Source organism: Paraburkholderia sp. BR10937 (assembly GCF_040965695.1).
Classification (GTDB): Bacteria; Pseudomonadota; Gammaproteobacteria; order Burkholderiales; family Burkholderiaceae; genus Paraburkholderia.
The window spans coordinates 171,929-184,298 of the sequence record NZ_JBFRCL010000001.1 but is presented as its reverse complement, the minus strand read 5'-3'; the positions used below and the strand labels follow the sequence as shown (position 1 = coordinate 184,298).

General features: G+C 68.4%; 14 protein-coding genes. 11 read left to right on the top strand and 3 right to left on the bottom strand.

The genetic code is table 11. The features are described from left to right. Positions 1–61: 61 nt before the first annotated feature. Positions 62–553: a D-glycero-beta-D-manno-heptose 1-phosphate adenylyltransferase gene (gene rfaE2, locus AB4Y44_RS00865; protein WP_368698444.1), complete on the top strand. Its 492-nt coding sequence runs from the start codon at positions 62–64 to the stop codon at positions 551–553. Between the two features lie 118 nt (positions 554–671). Here rfaE2 and AB4Y44_RS00860 read toward each other — a convergent pair whose 3' ends face one another. The 3 genes from AB4Y44_RS00860 to AB4Y44_RS00850 form a co-directional block, all read right to left on the bottom strand. Then, positions 672–911, bottom strand: a complete 240-nt coding sequence (locus tag AB4Y44_RS00860) for a hypothetical protein (protein WP_133185352.1) — start codon at positions 909–911, stop codon at positions 672–674. Positions 912–982: 71 nt separating this feature from the next. After that, positions 983–1,783: a type III pantothenate kinase gene (locus AB4Y44_RS00855; protein ID WP_368698443.1), complete on the bottom strand. Its 801-nt coding sequence runs from the start codon at positions 1,781–1,783 to the stop codon at positions 983–985. Further along, a complete protein-coding gene (locus AB4Y44_RS00850) occupies positions 1,780–2,691 on the bottom strand; it encodes a biotin--[acetyl-CoA-carboxylase] ligase (protein WP_342919510.1) in 912 nt (303 codons plus the stop codon). The genes AB4Y44_RS00855 and AB4Y44_RS00850 overlap by 4 nt, the downstream gene beginning before the upstream one ends. 331 nt (positions 2,692–3,022) lie before the next feature. On the opposite strand from AB4Y44_RS00850, the gene AB4Y44_RS00845 reads away from it, so the two are divergent. From AB4Y44_RS00845 to AB4Y44_RS00800, 10 genes are all read left to right on the top strand, one after another. Beyond that, positions 3,023–4,156, top strand: coding sequence for an ABC transporter permease (locus AB4Y44_RS00845; RefSeq protein ID WP_342919509.1), 1,134 nt, complete (start codon positions 3,023–3,025; stop codon positions 4,154–4,156). Next, positions 4,153–5,088, top strand: a complete 936-nt coding sequence (locus AB4Y44_RS00840) for an ATP-binding cassette domain-containing protein (RefSeq protein ID WP_342919508.1) — start codon at positions 4,153–4,155, stop codon at positions 5,086–5,088. The genes AB4Y44_RS00845 and AB4Y44_RS00840 overlap by 4 nt, the downstream gene beginning before the upstream one ends. A gap of 73 nt (positions 5,089–5,161) precedes the next feature. Further along, entirely contained in the window at positions 5,162–6,127 is a 966-nt protein-coding gene (locus AB4Y44_RS00835) for an MlaD family protein (protein WP_342919507.1), read from the top strand. An 87-nt stretch (positions 6,128–6,214) separates the two neighbouring features. Then, positions 6,215–6,892: an ABC-type transport auxiliary lipoprotein family protein gene (locus tag AB4Y44_RS00830; protein WP_342919506.1), complete on the top strand. Its 678-nt coding sequence runs from the start codon at positions 6,215–6,217 to the stop codon at positions 6,890–6,892. A gap of 69 nt (positions 6,893–6,961) precedes the next feature. After that, entirely contained in the window at positions 6,962–8,326 is a 1,365-nt protein-coding gene (locus AB4Y44_RS00825; protein WP_368698442.1) for a VanZ family protein, read from the top strand. A gap of 163 nt (positions 8,327–8,489) precedes the next feature. After that, on the top strand, positions 8,490–8,816 hold the full coding sequence (locus AB4Y44_RS00820) for a ferredoxin (RefSeq protein ID WP_069265095.1): 327 nt from the start codon (positions 8,490–8,492) through the stop codon (positions 8,814–8,816). Positions 8,817–8,862: 46 nt separating this feature from the next. Further along, entirely contained in the window at positions 8,863–9,495 is a 633-nt protein-coding gene (locus tag AB4Y44_RS00815) for an alpha/beta hydrolase (protein ID WP_368692520.1), read from the top strand. Positions 9,496–9,799: 304 nt separating this feature from the next. Next, positions 9,800–11,104, top strand: coding sequence for a D-alanyl-D-alanine carboxypeptidase family protein (locus AB4Y44_RS00810; RefSeq protein WP_368698441.1), 1,305 nt, complete (start codon positions 9,800–9,802; stop codon positions 11,102–11,104). Continuing rightward, entirely contained in the window at positions 11,101–12,066 is a 966-nt protein-coding gene (locus AB4Y44_RS00805; RefSeq protein WP_342919502.1) for a D-amino acid aminotransferase, read from the top strand. Before AB4Y44_RS00810 ends, AB4Y44_RS00805 begins: the two co-directional genes overlap by 4 nt. After that, positions 12,063–12,356, top strand: coding sequence for a DUF493 family protein (locus tag AB4Y44_RS00800; RefSeq protein WP_342919501.1), 294 nt, complete (start codon positions 12,063–12,065; stop codon positions 12,354–12,356). The genes AB4Y44_RS00805 and AB4Y44_RS00800 overlap by 4 nt, the downstream gene beginning before the upstream one ends. Positions 12,357–12,370 lie beyond the last annotated feature (14 nt).

The window sequence follows — 12,370 nt, the reverse complement described above, 5'->3', positions numbered from 1 at the left end:
GTTTGACCCATGCGGCTTGCCCGATGCGATCCGCGCCTATTTTTTATCCGAGCCTCATTCCATGCCCGCTACCTTCGAACGCAAGATCATGACCCGCGAGGCGCTCGCGCAACTGCGCGCCTCGCTGCCCGGCCCTGTGGTGTTCACCAATGGCGTCTTCGACATCCTGCACCGCGGACACGTCACCTATCTCGCCGATGCGAAGGCGCTGGGCGCCACGCTGATCGTCGGCGTGAATAGCGACGCTTCGGTGAAGATGCTCGGCAAGGGCGACGACCGCCCCATCAACAACGAGAACGACCGCATGGTGCTGCTGGCGGCGCTGGAGAGCGTGGACTGGGTCGTGCAGTTCGGCGAGCAGACGCCCGTCGAGCTGATCGGGGCCTTGCGCCCCGATATTCTCGTGAAGGGCGGCGACTACGACATGGACGCGCTGCCGGAGTCGGCGTTGGTGCGCGGCTGGGGCGGGCGGGCGCTCGCGATCGCCTTCGAGCACGACCGCTCCACGACGAAGCTGCTGCAGAAAGTGCGCGCGCAGGAAGGATCGAAGTAAGTACTGGCGTCCGTCCGCACCGTGCGGCGGACGATGCAAAACCGGCCGCAGGCCGGGCCGCCCAACGCAAGGCTTGGGCGTGCCCGGCCTCCGGCCGGTTGCGTTTTTGCAGCGCCGCTTACTGCGTGAGGGTCGACGCCTGCACCGACGGATCCGCCACCGGGCCGCCGACGGTCGGCACATCGGCCGATTCGGACGGCCGGATCGCCTTCACCACCAGCCGCTCGGGGTGGATCTGCCGATTCAGGTGCTGGGTTTCGCGCGTACCCGACGAGGGCGTCGGGCCGAACACGCCGCCAATGGCCGCAAAGGCCAGCCCGTTGGCGAGAATCAGAATGGCGATCAGCCAGCGCAGCATCGTGTGAAGCTCCTTCGAAATCGTTCGTTCAGTTTCAGGGCCAGATGTGGGCGGCGCGTGGGGCGCGCGTCTCAGGAGTGTGCCGCGATGAGCGCGAGGCCCGACAGCACCAGTGCATCGTGGCGAGTATGCGGCACCTTGAGCGCCGCTGTCACTTCGGCCGCCGCGCCGCCGCTCACCACGAGCCGCACCGGCATTCTCCACGCATCCTGCAGATCGGCCCAGGCGCGCTCGATGAGCGCGGCCTGCGCGAGCGCACAGCCCGCCGAGATCGAGCTTCGCGTGTCGGTGGCGAAGGCGATGCCGGGGTGAGCAGCATTCGCCATGCCGCCGGCGACCACGGGCAGTTGCGCGGTGTGCTCGCCGAGCGAGCGCATCATGAGCGTGAAACCCGGCGCGATCATGCCGCCGACGAACGTGCCGTCGGCGCGCAGCGCTTCAAGCGTGGTGGCCGTGCCGAATGTCGCGATCAGGAGCGGCTCGTCCGGATACGCGGCGTGCGCGCCGATCATGCCGGCCCAGCGGTCGCTGCCGAGCGCGTCGGGCGTGGCATAGCTGTTCGTCACGCCGCACTGCTGCGCGCAGGCCCGCACCACGATGCGCGAGAGACCGGGCCAGTGCGCCTCCACCAGCGCGTCGAGGCGTTCGCCGACCGCCGCGCCCGCGACGTTCGAGATCCACGCGCCGCTGGGCCGGGGCAGCGTCGCCCAGTCTTCGCTTCCGGTTTGGCGTGCGGCCTTGGTGGATTGCGCATCGTCGTCGCGCACGTGATCCATCGTTCCCGCGTGCAGGCGCGACCCGTCTGGCGCGACGAGCGCCCATTTGATCCGGCTGTTGCCTGCGTCGATCAGGAGGAAGGGGCCGCGGCTCATGCACCGCTGTCCGCGAGCCGCAGCGACACGTCGCCGGCCGTGACGGTCTCGCGCCCGTTCGGCGTATCGAGGAGCAACTGGCCGCGCTCGTCCACGCCGGCCGCCGTGCCGCGCAGCAGCTCCTTGCCTTGCTCGTAGATGGCGACCTCGCGGCCTGCATACGCGTGGCACGCGTTCCAGCGCGCCTGGAAGGGCGCAAAGCCCGCCGTGCCGAAGCGTTGCAGCGCGGCTTCGAGCGCGTTGAGTTCGGCGGCGAGCGTGTCGGTGAGGTTGGCGTTCGGCCACGCGCGCGACAGCGCCGTGGGCGTCGTGCCGGGCACGACCGCCGCGCTGCCGCCGGCGGCGTTGAGCGCCTCGACGCTGGCGGCGAGCGCATCTTCGCCGCGCACGTTCGTACCGATGCCGATCACGACCGCCGTGGCGTCGGCGGTGGCCCAGGCGGTTTCCACGAGGATGCCCACCAGCTTGTCGCCTTCGAGCAGCACGTCATTGGGCCACTTGAGCGCGATTTGTCCGGGCGCGGTCACGGGCAGCGTGCGCAGGCCGTCCACCAGCGCCGAGCCGACTGCGAGGCTCAAGCCCGCGAGCCCTTCGATCGGGCGCGGCAGCACGCAGCCGATCGAGAACAGCAGCGCGTCGCCGGGCTGCGCGACCCAGGTGCGGCCGCGCCGGCCGCGGCCGGCCGTCTGCAGATAGGCCACGCGCACGATCGGGCGTGCGAGCGCGTCGCGCTGTTGCGGCAGCGCCTTCAGGCGCGCCATGAGGTCGGCGTTGGTCGAGCCGGTTTCCTCGACGATCTCGATGGGCCAGTCGTGTGCGGCCGGGCCGAACAACGTGATCGCGCGGTTGCGGTCGATGCGCCAGTCGCCGGCGCTCGGAGTCTCGGGGGTGGGGGGCGTCGCGTTCATGTCTCATATTGTAGTGGCTGGGGCGCGGGTAGCAGCCCGCAACGCTGGTTTCGACCCGAAATGTGGGCAATCCACATGCCACCCACAGGCAGCCCACAGGTTATCCACGGAATCGTCCACAGGGTCGAAGGTGGTAATCGCCCCGCCGGTTCCCCTGCAATTTGCCTAATCTTTGGGCAATTCACAGGCCGCCCACAGGCGGTCCACAAGTTATCCAGAGAGTTGCCCACAGTTCGCCTCGTGTCTGAAAGCCAACCGTGCGCTTTCGGACCGACGAAACGGGGCGCGTTCGCTACAATGTTTGCTCACCCCGTCCGTCGAGTGCTTACCCTTGAATCAAGACACGCCGCCCGGCCTTGAAGTCTCGGCCGGCACCCACGGAAAGACCGTGCGCCTGTCTGGCCAGTGGACAGCGCTCGCGCTCGCGCGCGACCGCGATCAGGGCGGCGCCGCGCGCCGTCTGCGTGCGCTCGCCGAAGAGCGCATCGGCGAATGGGACCTCTCGGGCGTGGAGCGCATGGACCACGTAGGCGGCCAGGCGCTCTGGCGCGTCTGGGGCCACAAGCTGCCCACCGACCTCGTCGACCTCACGCAGACGCAGCGCGACATCTTCGAGCGCATCGCGCTGCTCGACTCCGTGCGCGAACCGGCGGAGCGCATCGTGCGCATCGATCCGGTCACGCAGCTCGGCCTCGCGATCTTCTCGTTCTTCGACCACCTGTATGGCGGCATCGCGATGTTCGGGCGCGTGATCCTCGATCTGCTGCTCGTGTTGCGCAAGCCCAAGGTCACGCCGTGGATCGAGATTTCGGCGAACATCTACAACGCCGGCGCGCGCGCGCTGCCGATCACGGCACTCGTCGCGTTTCTGATCGGCATCGTGCTGTCGTACCTCTCGGCGCAGCAATTGCGCCTGTTCGGCGCGAACCAGTTCATCGTCAATATCCTCGGCCTCGCGGTGATCCGCGAACTCGGGCCCGTGCTCTCGGCGATTCTCGTGGCGGGGCGCTCGGGCTCGGCCATCACGGCGCAGATCGGCGTGATGCGCGTGACCGAGGAACTCGACGCCATGCGCGTGATGGGCATCTCGCACGGCCTGCGTCTGATCCTGCCGCGCGTGGTGGCGCTCGGCATTGCGATGCCGCTGCTCGTGATCTGGACCGACATCATTGCGTTGCTAGGCGGCGCGATCGCGGCGAAGATCGTGCTGGGCATCGACATTTCGTGGTTCATGCGCTCGATGCCCAGCGTCGTGCCGATCGCCAATCTGTGGATCGGCCTCGGCAAAGGAGTGGCGTTCGGCATGCTGGTGGCGATCGTGGGCTGTCACTTCGGCTTTCGCATCAAGGCGAATTCGCAGAGCCTGGGCGAGGGCACGACCACGTCGGTCGTCACGTCGATCACGATCGTGATCCTCGCCGACGCCGTGTTCGCGATCCTGTTCCAGAACGTGGGGCTTTCATGAGCACGACTGGCACGACGGTTACGACGATCGAGACGAAAACGACCGGCACGATCACCACGCCGCTCAAGGAGGTCGCGCAGGATCTGCCGCTGCCGGCCATCGGCGAGCCGGTGATCGAGGTCCACAATCTCTCGAAGCGCTATGGGCGCAACATCGTCCATCAGCATCTGAACCTCGAAATTCGCCGTGGCGAGATCGTCACGCTGGTGGGCGGCTCGGGCTCGGGCAAGACCACCCTCGTGCGCCAGATACTCGGGCTCGAGAAGCCGACCTCGGGCACCATCAAGATGTTCGGCGAGAACATCACGACCATCGACGCCGAGCGCGCCCGCCTCATGCGCACGCGCACCGGCATGCTGTTCCAGCAAGGCGCGCTGTTCTCGTCGCTCACGGTGTTCGATAACATCGCCCAGCCGGTGCGCGAACTCGGCAAGGTGCCGGCCGCCCTGCTGCGCGACATCGTGATGCTCAAGCTCGAAATGGTCGGGCTGCCGTGCAAGCACGCCTCGAAAATGCCGGCCGCGCTGTCGGGCGGCATGATCAAGCGCGTGGGTCTCGCGCGCGCGATCGTGCTGGAGCCGGAGCTGCTCTTTCTCGACGAGCCCACGGCCGGGCTCGACCCGCGCTCCTCCGATGAAGTGGTGGAGCTCATCAGCACGCTGCACCGGGCGTTGGGGCTCACCGTCGTGCTCGTCACGCACGACCTCGACGCCATGGTCGCGCTCTCCACGCGCGTGGCCGTGCTGGCCGAGCGCCGGGTGCTCGTCGCGGCGCCCGTGGAGGAGGCGGCGAGCGTCGATCATCCGTTCATCCGCGAGTACTTTCTGGGCATGCGCGGTCGCCGCGCGCTCCAGGCGCTGCCGCCCGAGCGGCGCGCGAAGCTGCCGCCGGCGGCGCTCGCTCCCGCAGCCGTGGGGTACAAGCCGTGGTAGGGCCTGCGCACGCCTCTATCCGGCCTGACCGGCTCAACCGGCGCGCCGCGGCCGCCAAAGAAGGAATCTGACGATGGAAAACAAACCGCATGCGTTCTGGGCGGGCATGTTCACGATAGGGCTGCTGATCGTGATCGCGCTCGTCGTCATCTTCTTCAGCGCCGATCGGGCCGTGCGCGTGCCGTACGACCTCATTTCGCGCTCGAGCGTGACGGGCCTCTATCCGGATGCGGCGGTGCGTTTTCGCGGGATCGACGTGGGCAAGGTGCAGTCGATCAAGTTCGATGCCCAGCATCCGGGCCAGATCCGCATTCGCATTCTCGTCGACCAGAAGGCGCCGATGACGCGCTCCACCTTCGGCTCGCTCGCGCTGCAGGGCGTGACGGGCATCGCGTTCGTGCAGCTCGACGACAACGGCGTGGACCTCTCGCCGCTCCATTCGTCGGATGCGCACGTGGCCGAGCTGCCGCTGCGTCCTGGCTTGCTCGACCAGCTCCAGCGCCGCGGCGACGCGCTCCTGCGCAAGCTCGACAACATTGCCGGCGACATCGACGAAATGCTCTCCGAGGACAACCGCAAGCAGGTGATGCAGGCCGTGAACAGCCTGCAGCAGGCCGCGAGCAGCGTGAACGTGCTCGCCGAACAGCTCCAGCCCGCCACGAAGCAGCTGCCGGGCGCGGTGACGGAGCTCCAGCACACGCTGCAGTCGACCAATACGCTCATCACGAGCATGAACCGCCCGGACGGCCCGTTCCAGACCAACCTCAACAAGGCCGGCACGGCGGCGGCCCAGGCGGGCGCGGCGCTCACCTCGATCGACGTCTCGATCCAGGACCTGTCGGCGCGCGTGGGCTACGACACGCTGCCGCGCGTCGACTCGCTCACCGACGACGTGCGCTCGGCCATGCGCGCGGTGGACCGCGCGGCGGGCACCTTCAGCACGAGCCCGCGCAGCGTGCTGTTCGGCGGCGCGCCGCAGCCGGCGCCCGGGCCCGGCGAGCCGGGCTTCGCGTGGCCGTCGGCTGCAGGGACGAAGTAGGCCGCGCCGCTGCCTGACGGCCTTACGCGACATCATTCGATGCAGTTTCGCGCGGCGTATGCGCCGCGCGCCAAAGAAGGAAACGCAATGTCACGCACATCACGCTTGCCACGATCGATGCAACGCGCCGCAACCGCCGGCTCGGCCTGGCTGGCGGCGCTCGCGCTCGGTGCGCTGCTCGCCGCCTGCGCGGGCAGTCCGTCTTCGATCAACGAGGCGCGCTACGACCTCGGCCTGCAGTCGTCGCAGGAAGCGCCAGGCGCGCCGGCCACCCTCGCGGCGCCTGGCGCGCCGGGTGCCCGGCCGCTCCTGAAGGTGCTGGCTGTGAGCGCGCCGCCGCCGCTCGATAACGACGGCATCCTCTACCGGATGAATTTCGACTCGCAGCGCACGGCGCGTTACGCGAACAGCCGCTGGACGATGTCGCCCGCGCGGCTGCTCACGGAACGCCTGCGCACGTCGCTCGGCGCGCACGCGACGGTGCTCGCGGGTGGCGACGCCGTGCAGGCGCCGATGCTCAAGGTCGAACTCTATGAGTTCGAACAGGTGTTCGAGAGCCCGACGCAAAGCGCGGGCGTGCTGGCTGCGCGCGCAACGCTCATGCAGGGCGGCAGGGTGCTGGCGCAGCGCTCGTTCGCCACGCGCGCGCCGGCGCCGACACCGGACGCCGCGGGCGGCGTGCGTGCGCTGCAGGCGGCCAGCGACGATTTCGCCAATCAGCTGGGCGCGTGGCTGAGCACGCAGTCGTTCGCGGGCACGCCTTGAGGGGTATGCAGAGGCGTCGCGCAATCACAATGCGCGGCGTGACATTGGGGGCAAGGGCGGGATAGCGGCATGATCGAAGCGGGACGGCTCCGGCTGCGCGCCCCGCACGGCGGGCGGCGCGGGATGGACGGCGACGAGGGTGGTCAAAGCGGTGGCCAAAGCAGTGGCCAGGGCGCTGGCGACGAACGCGGTGCGATCGCCAGCAGCGACACGCCCGCGCCCGCGTCATCAGCGTCATCGTCAGCGCCAGCCGCTGCGCGCGAGTCGCTGCCGCGCCAGGCCTCGACGCTCTCGCGCCAGGCGCTCGCGCTCTACACGGCGCTGATCGTCTACGGCTCGTGGTATCCGTTCACCGGCTGGCGCTCGCTCGGCCTCAGTCCCTTCGCCTATCTCGGCGATCCGTGGCCGCGCTACTGGACGGTGTTCGACATCGTCACCAACGTGCTCGGCTACATGCCGTTCGGCGCGCTCGTCGTGCTCGCCGCGTGGCCGCGCTGGCGCGGCTGGCTCGCGGTGCTGCTCGCCGCCATCGCGGGCACGCTGCTCTCGGGCGTCATGGAAGCCGTGCAGACCTGGCTGCCTACGCGCGTCGCGTCCAACCTCGATCTCGCCTCGAATGCGCTCGGTGCCTTGCTCGGCGCGCTCGTGGCGGCGCCCGCCACCGGCGCGCTGCTCGAGCGCGGCTTCCTGCGCCGCCTGCGCTTTCGCTGGTTCGAGCGCGACGCGGCCGTGCTGATGGTGCTCGCGGGGCTTTGGCCGTTCGCGACGATGTACCCCACGCCGCGCCTCTTCGGCCTCGGCGAGTGGGCGCGCGCGCTCTGGCAGCGTCTCGACGGCTCGATGCAGGACGCGGTGCTCGCCTGGACGCCCGCCGCCTGGCATCTGCGCTCGCTGCCCGACATGCTCGCCGCGCGCCTGCCCGATAGCGGCTGGGAGGCGATCGTCACGACGCTGAACCTGTTCGGCGCGGCGGCGTTCGCGACGCTCCCCATGCGCTCGCGGGCGCCGCGCGCGCGGCTCGTCATCGCGCTGATCGTGGTGACGCTCGTCGTCAAGGTAGGCGCGACCTTTCTGCAGTCGCAAAGCGGGCTGATCTTCGACTGGGCGACGCCGGGGGCGCTCGCCGGCCTCGTGTGGGGCACGCTGCTCGCGTTGCTCGCCTTGCGCCTGCCGCGCGCCGTGCGCGCCGCGGCGGCGACGCTCGCGCTCGCGGTGGCCCTCGTGTTCGTGAACGTGCTGCCCGTGAACCCGTACTTCGACGTCGTGCTCGCGGACTGGCGGCAGGGCCGCTACCTGCACTTCAACGGCCTCGCGCGCTGGCTCGCCTGGACGTGGCCCTGGGCCGCGCTCGCGTGGACGGCGTTCTCGCTCGAACGCGCGTGGCTCGTGCGGCGCGCGCGCCGCGCCGCGAAGCGCGCTCGCCAGGACCGGTGAGGGCGCGCGGCGCTGGCCTGAGCGTTCACGCCGCGCTCGTTATAATCGACCGGATCGCCGCGCAGCGACGCTCGCGCGCCACGCAATCTATTGCCGCCAAGGCGGGCCACACGCTTTCGGCAAGCCTGCGCTCCTTGCACGACACTCACCGGTGCCTCACGCCATGACCGATTCGTTCTACAAGTACCACGTCTTTTTCTGCCTGAACCAGCGCGACCCCGGCGCGGACCGTCCGAGCTGCGCGAATTGCAACGCACAGGCCATGCAGGAATACGCGAAGAAGCGCGTGAAGCAGCTGGGCCTCGCGGGCCCGGGCCAGGTGCGCATCAACAAGGCGGGCTGTCTCGACCGCTGCGAGGAGGGCCCGGCCGTCGTCGTGTATCCGGAAGGCACGTGGTACACGTATATCGACGAGAGCGACATCGACGAAATCGTCGTTTCGCATCTGCAGAACGGCCAGGTGGTCGAGCGCCTGAAGATCGATCGCTGATTGCCCCAATGCACGGCCCAACAGTACCCGTAAGGACTGCCGCACGATGAACGCCCAGACACAAAAATTCCAGATCGACGGTCCCGTCGGCAAGATCGAATGCGCGCTCGACGTGCCCGACGCCGGCACGACGCCGCGCGGCATTGCGCTCGTCGCGCATCCGCATCCGCTCTTTGGCGGCACGATGGACAACAAGGTTGCGCAAACGCTCGCGCGCACGCTGGTGCAGCTCGGCTACACGACCTACCGCTCGAACTTTCGCGGCGTGGGTGAAACGGCGGGCACGCACGACAACGGCATCGGCGAACAGGACGACCTGCTCGCACTCATTGCCTACATGCGCGCGCAACCGGGCCAGGCCGACGTGCCGCTCGTGCTCGCGGGCTTTTCGTTCGGCACCTTCGTGCTCTCGCACGTCGCGAAGCGCTATCTCGAAGCGGGCGGCGCGATCGAGCGCATGGTGTTCGTCGGCACGGCCGCGAGCCGCTGGGAAGTCGCGCCCGTGCGCGACGACACGCTCGTGATCCACGGCGAACTCGACGACACCGTGCCGATTCTCTCGGTGTACGAATGGGCGCGCCCGCAGGAATTGCCGATCGTCGTGATTCCGGGGGCAGAACATTTCCTGCACCGCAAATTGCATATCCTCAAGCGCATCATCGTCGAAGCGTGGCGCTGAAGCGTCGGCCCGCGGTTGGCCCCGCAGTCGGCCCCGCAGTCGGCTCCGCTGTTTCGGGGCCCGATGCAAGCCGTTCGTCACCCCGCGTATGCCCGGCGAAATGCGTGAAAAATGCACGACAGGTATGCGCAAACGTGTGACTTAGCGAAAATTCGCCACGACGCGACGCGTATAATGTTCGCCAATTTTGTGCTTGCCGCGCCGCGACCGGCGCATGCCCGGCACCCGCATTCCGGCTTTCACCGACCGTGCGCCGCATGGCGCGCTACGTTCATCCCGTCCCAATTCAGCCCGACCTGAACCTATGCGTTTTCTCTCCTCCGGCCAACCGTCTTCTTTCGTTCCTTCCTCCGTCGTCCGCAATGCCACGCTCGCCGCGCTGCTGCCCGCCACGCTCCTCGTGAGCGCGAGCGCGTTTGCCCGCACGCCCGCACCCGCCGGTGCGAAAGTGCAGGCACAGCCGCAGGCGCAGGTGTCTGCCGGCGCGGCCGCAGACCAGGTGCTTGGCGGCCTGCCGCCGCCCGCGGTGAACGCGCGCTCGTGGGTGCTCGTCGATGCAACGGCGAACCAGGTGCTCGCCTCCGGCAACGCCGATGAGCGCGTCGAGCCCGCATCGCTCACGAAGCTCATGACCGCGTACCTCGTGTTCGAGGCGCTGCAGACGAAGAAGATCTCGATGGACCAGATCATCGAGCCGAGCGAAGCCGTGCGCCGCGTGAAGAACGACGAGTCGCGCATGTTCATCGAAGCGAGCAAGCCGGTCTCGGTGCATGACCTCGTGTACGGCATGATCGTGCAGTCGGGCAACGACGCGGCCATCGCGCTCGCCGAACTCGTGGGCGGCAGCGAGGCGAACTTCACCAACATGATGAACGCCGAGGCGCAAAAGCTCGGCATGACGCACACGCATTTCGCCGACGTGAACGGCATGCCCGACCCGAATCACTACACGACGGCCGGCGACCTCGCCAGGCTCTCCGCGCGCCTGATCCGCGACTATCCCGAGTACTACGAAATCTTCTCGGTCAAGGAATTCAAGTACAACAACATCAAGCAGCCGAACCGCAACCGCCTGCTGTGGATCGACCCGACCGTCGATGGTCTGAAGACCGGCCACACCGAAGCTGCGGGTTACTGCCTGATCGCATCGGCCAAGCGTCCGATCGCGGGCGGCGCCTCCCGTCGTCTCGTTTCGGTGATGATGGGCGAGCCGAAGGAACACGACCGCGTGCAGGACAGCCTGAAGATGCTGAACTACGGCTATAGCGCGTACGACACCACGCGCATCTATCAGGCGAACCAGGCCGTGGCGACGCCGCGCGTCTACAAGGGCACGCTCGACGCGGTGAAGGTCGGCGTGCAGAAGGATCAGTTCGTCACGCTGCCCAAGGGCGCCGCCGACAAGGCCAAGCCGCAGGTCGAACTCAGCGGCCCGCTGATCGCGCCGCTCGCGGTCGGCCAGCAGGTCGGCTCCGCGAGGTTCGTGGGCGCGGACGGCAAGGTGCTCGCGCAGGTTCCGCTCGTCGCGCTCGAAGCCGTGCCGCAGGCCGGTGTCGTCGGCCGCGTGTGGGATTCGCTCATGCTCATGGTCAACAAGAAGAAGTCATGACGTCTGCTTCAGCGACCCAGGCGAGCGAGCCGCTCGTCTGGCTCAACGGCGAGATCACGCCGCTTGCCGAAGCACGCATTCCCGTGCTCGATCGCGGCTTTATCTTCGGCGACGGCATCTACGAAGTCGTGCCCGTCTATGCGCTCGCCGATGATGAAGGCACGGTGCGCGTGCCGTTTCGCATCGCGCAGCATCTGGCGCGTCTGAAGCGCTCGCTCGAGAAGGTCGGCATTGCGAACCCGTTCGACGAAGCGGGCTGGCGCGCACTCGTCGCGCGTCTGATCGAGGCGAACGAAGCGGCGGGCGCGCTCGCGCGCGATGCGCACGCCAACTTCTACGTGCAGGTGACGCGCGGCGTGGCGCCGCGCGGCCACGCCTTCCCGGCGGCGGCCACGCCCACCGTGTTCGCAATGGTCAATCCGCTCAAGCTGCCGGGCGCTGCACAGCGCGAGCACGGCGTGCGCTGTGTGACCGCCGAAGACAAGCGCTGGCTGAATTGCGACATCAAGTCGACCTCGCTGCTCGGCAACGTGCTGATGGCGCAGCACGCGGCGGAAAACGACGCGTTCGAAACGATCCAGCTGCGCGACGGCTGGCTCACCGAAGCGTCGTCGTCGAACGTGTGGGTCGTGAAGGGCGGCGCGCTCTTTGCGCCGCCGCGCAGCAACCGCATTCTCGAAGGCATTCGCTACGGCCTGATCGAGGAGCTGGCCGGGGAATGCGGCGTGCGCTTCGAAGCGCGCGAGATCGCCGAAGCCGAGCTGCGCGAGGCGGACGAGATACTCGTGACCTCGGCAACCAAGGAAGTGCTGGCGGTCGTCGCGCTCGACGGCAAGCCGGTAGGCGGCGGCAAGCCGGGCCCGGTCTACGCGGCGCTTCACGCGGCGTACCAGCGCGCGAAGCAGCGCGAGGCGCAGACGTGGCGCGCAGCGGCCGCCGAGCTACAGGAAGTGGAGAAATGAACGTGACACAACAGGCAAACCACCCCGCAGCGAAAGAATCGCTGATCGATTTCCCCTGCGACTTCCCGATCAAGGTGATGGGCAAGACGCATCCGGAATTCCAGGACACCATCGTGACGGTGCTGCGCGAATTCGACGGCGGCTTCGACGCCACGACCATCGAGACTCGTCCGTCGAGCGGCGGCAACTACACGGGCCTCACCGTGACGGTGCGCGCCACGAGCCAGGCGCATCTCGACGACATCTATCGCGCCCTCACCGGGCATCCGATGGTGAAGATCGTGCTCTAAGCGGGCAGAAGACG

Bases quoted from the DNA above. Each gene is read 5' to 3' on its own strand.
- rfaE2 (WP_368698444.1), top strand. From the start codon at position 62: ATGCCCGCTACCTTCGAACGCAAGATCATGACCCGCGAGGCGCTCGCG.
- AB4Y44_RS00860 (WP_133185352.1), bottom strand. From the start codon at position 911: ATGCTGCGCTGGCTGATCGCCATTCTGATTCTCGCCAACGGGCTGGCC.
- AB4Y44_RS00855 (WP_368698443.1), bottom strand. From the start codon at position 1,783: ATGAGCCGCGGCCCCTTCCTCCTGATCGACGCAGGCAACAGCCGGATC.
- AB4Y44_RS00850 (WP_342919510.1), bottom strand. From the start codon at position 2,691: ATGAACGCGACGCCCCCCACCCCCGAGACTCCGAGCGCCGGCGACTGG.
- AB4Y44_RS00840 (WP_342919508.1), top strand. From the start codon at position 4,153: ATGAGCACGACTGGCACGACGGTTACGACGATCGAGACGAAAACGACC.
- AB4Y44_RS00835 (WP_342919507.1), top strand. From the start codon at position 5,162: ATGGAAAACAAACCGCATGCGTTCTGGGCGGGCATGTTCACGATAGGG.
- AB4Y44_RS00830 (WP_342919506.1), top strand. From the start codon at position 6,215: ATGTCACGCACATCACGCTTGCCACGATCGATGCAACGCGCCGCAACC.
- AB4Y44_RS00825 (WP_368698442.1), top strand. From the start codon at position 6,962: ATGATCGAAGCGGGACGGCTCCGGCTGCGCGCCCCGCACGGCGGGCGG.
- AB4Y44_RS00820 (WP_069265095.1), top strand. From the start codon at position 8,490: ATGACCGATTCGTTCTACAAGTACCACGTCTTTTTCTGCCTGAACCAG.
- AB4Y44_RS00815 (WP_368692520.1), top strand. From the start codon at position 8,863: ATGAACGCCCAGACACAAAAATTCCAGATCGACGGTCCCGTCGGCAAG.
- AB4Y44_RS00810 (WP_368698441.1), top strand. From the start codon at position 9,800: ATGCGTTTTCTCTCCTCCGGCCAACCGTCTTCTTTCGTTCCTTCCTCC.
- AB4Y44_RS00805 (WP_342919502.1), top strand. From the start codon at position 11,101: ATGACGTCTGCTTCAGCGACCCAGGCGAGCGAGCCGCTCGTCTGGCTC.
- AB4Y44_RS00800 (WP_342919501.1), top strand. From the start codon at position 12,063: ATGAACGTGACACAACAGGCAAACCACCCCGCAGCGAAAGAATCGCTG.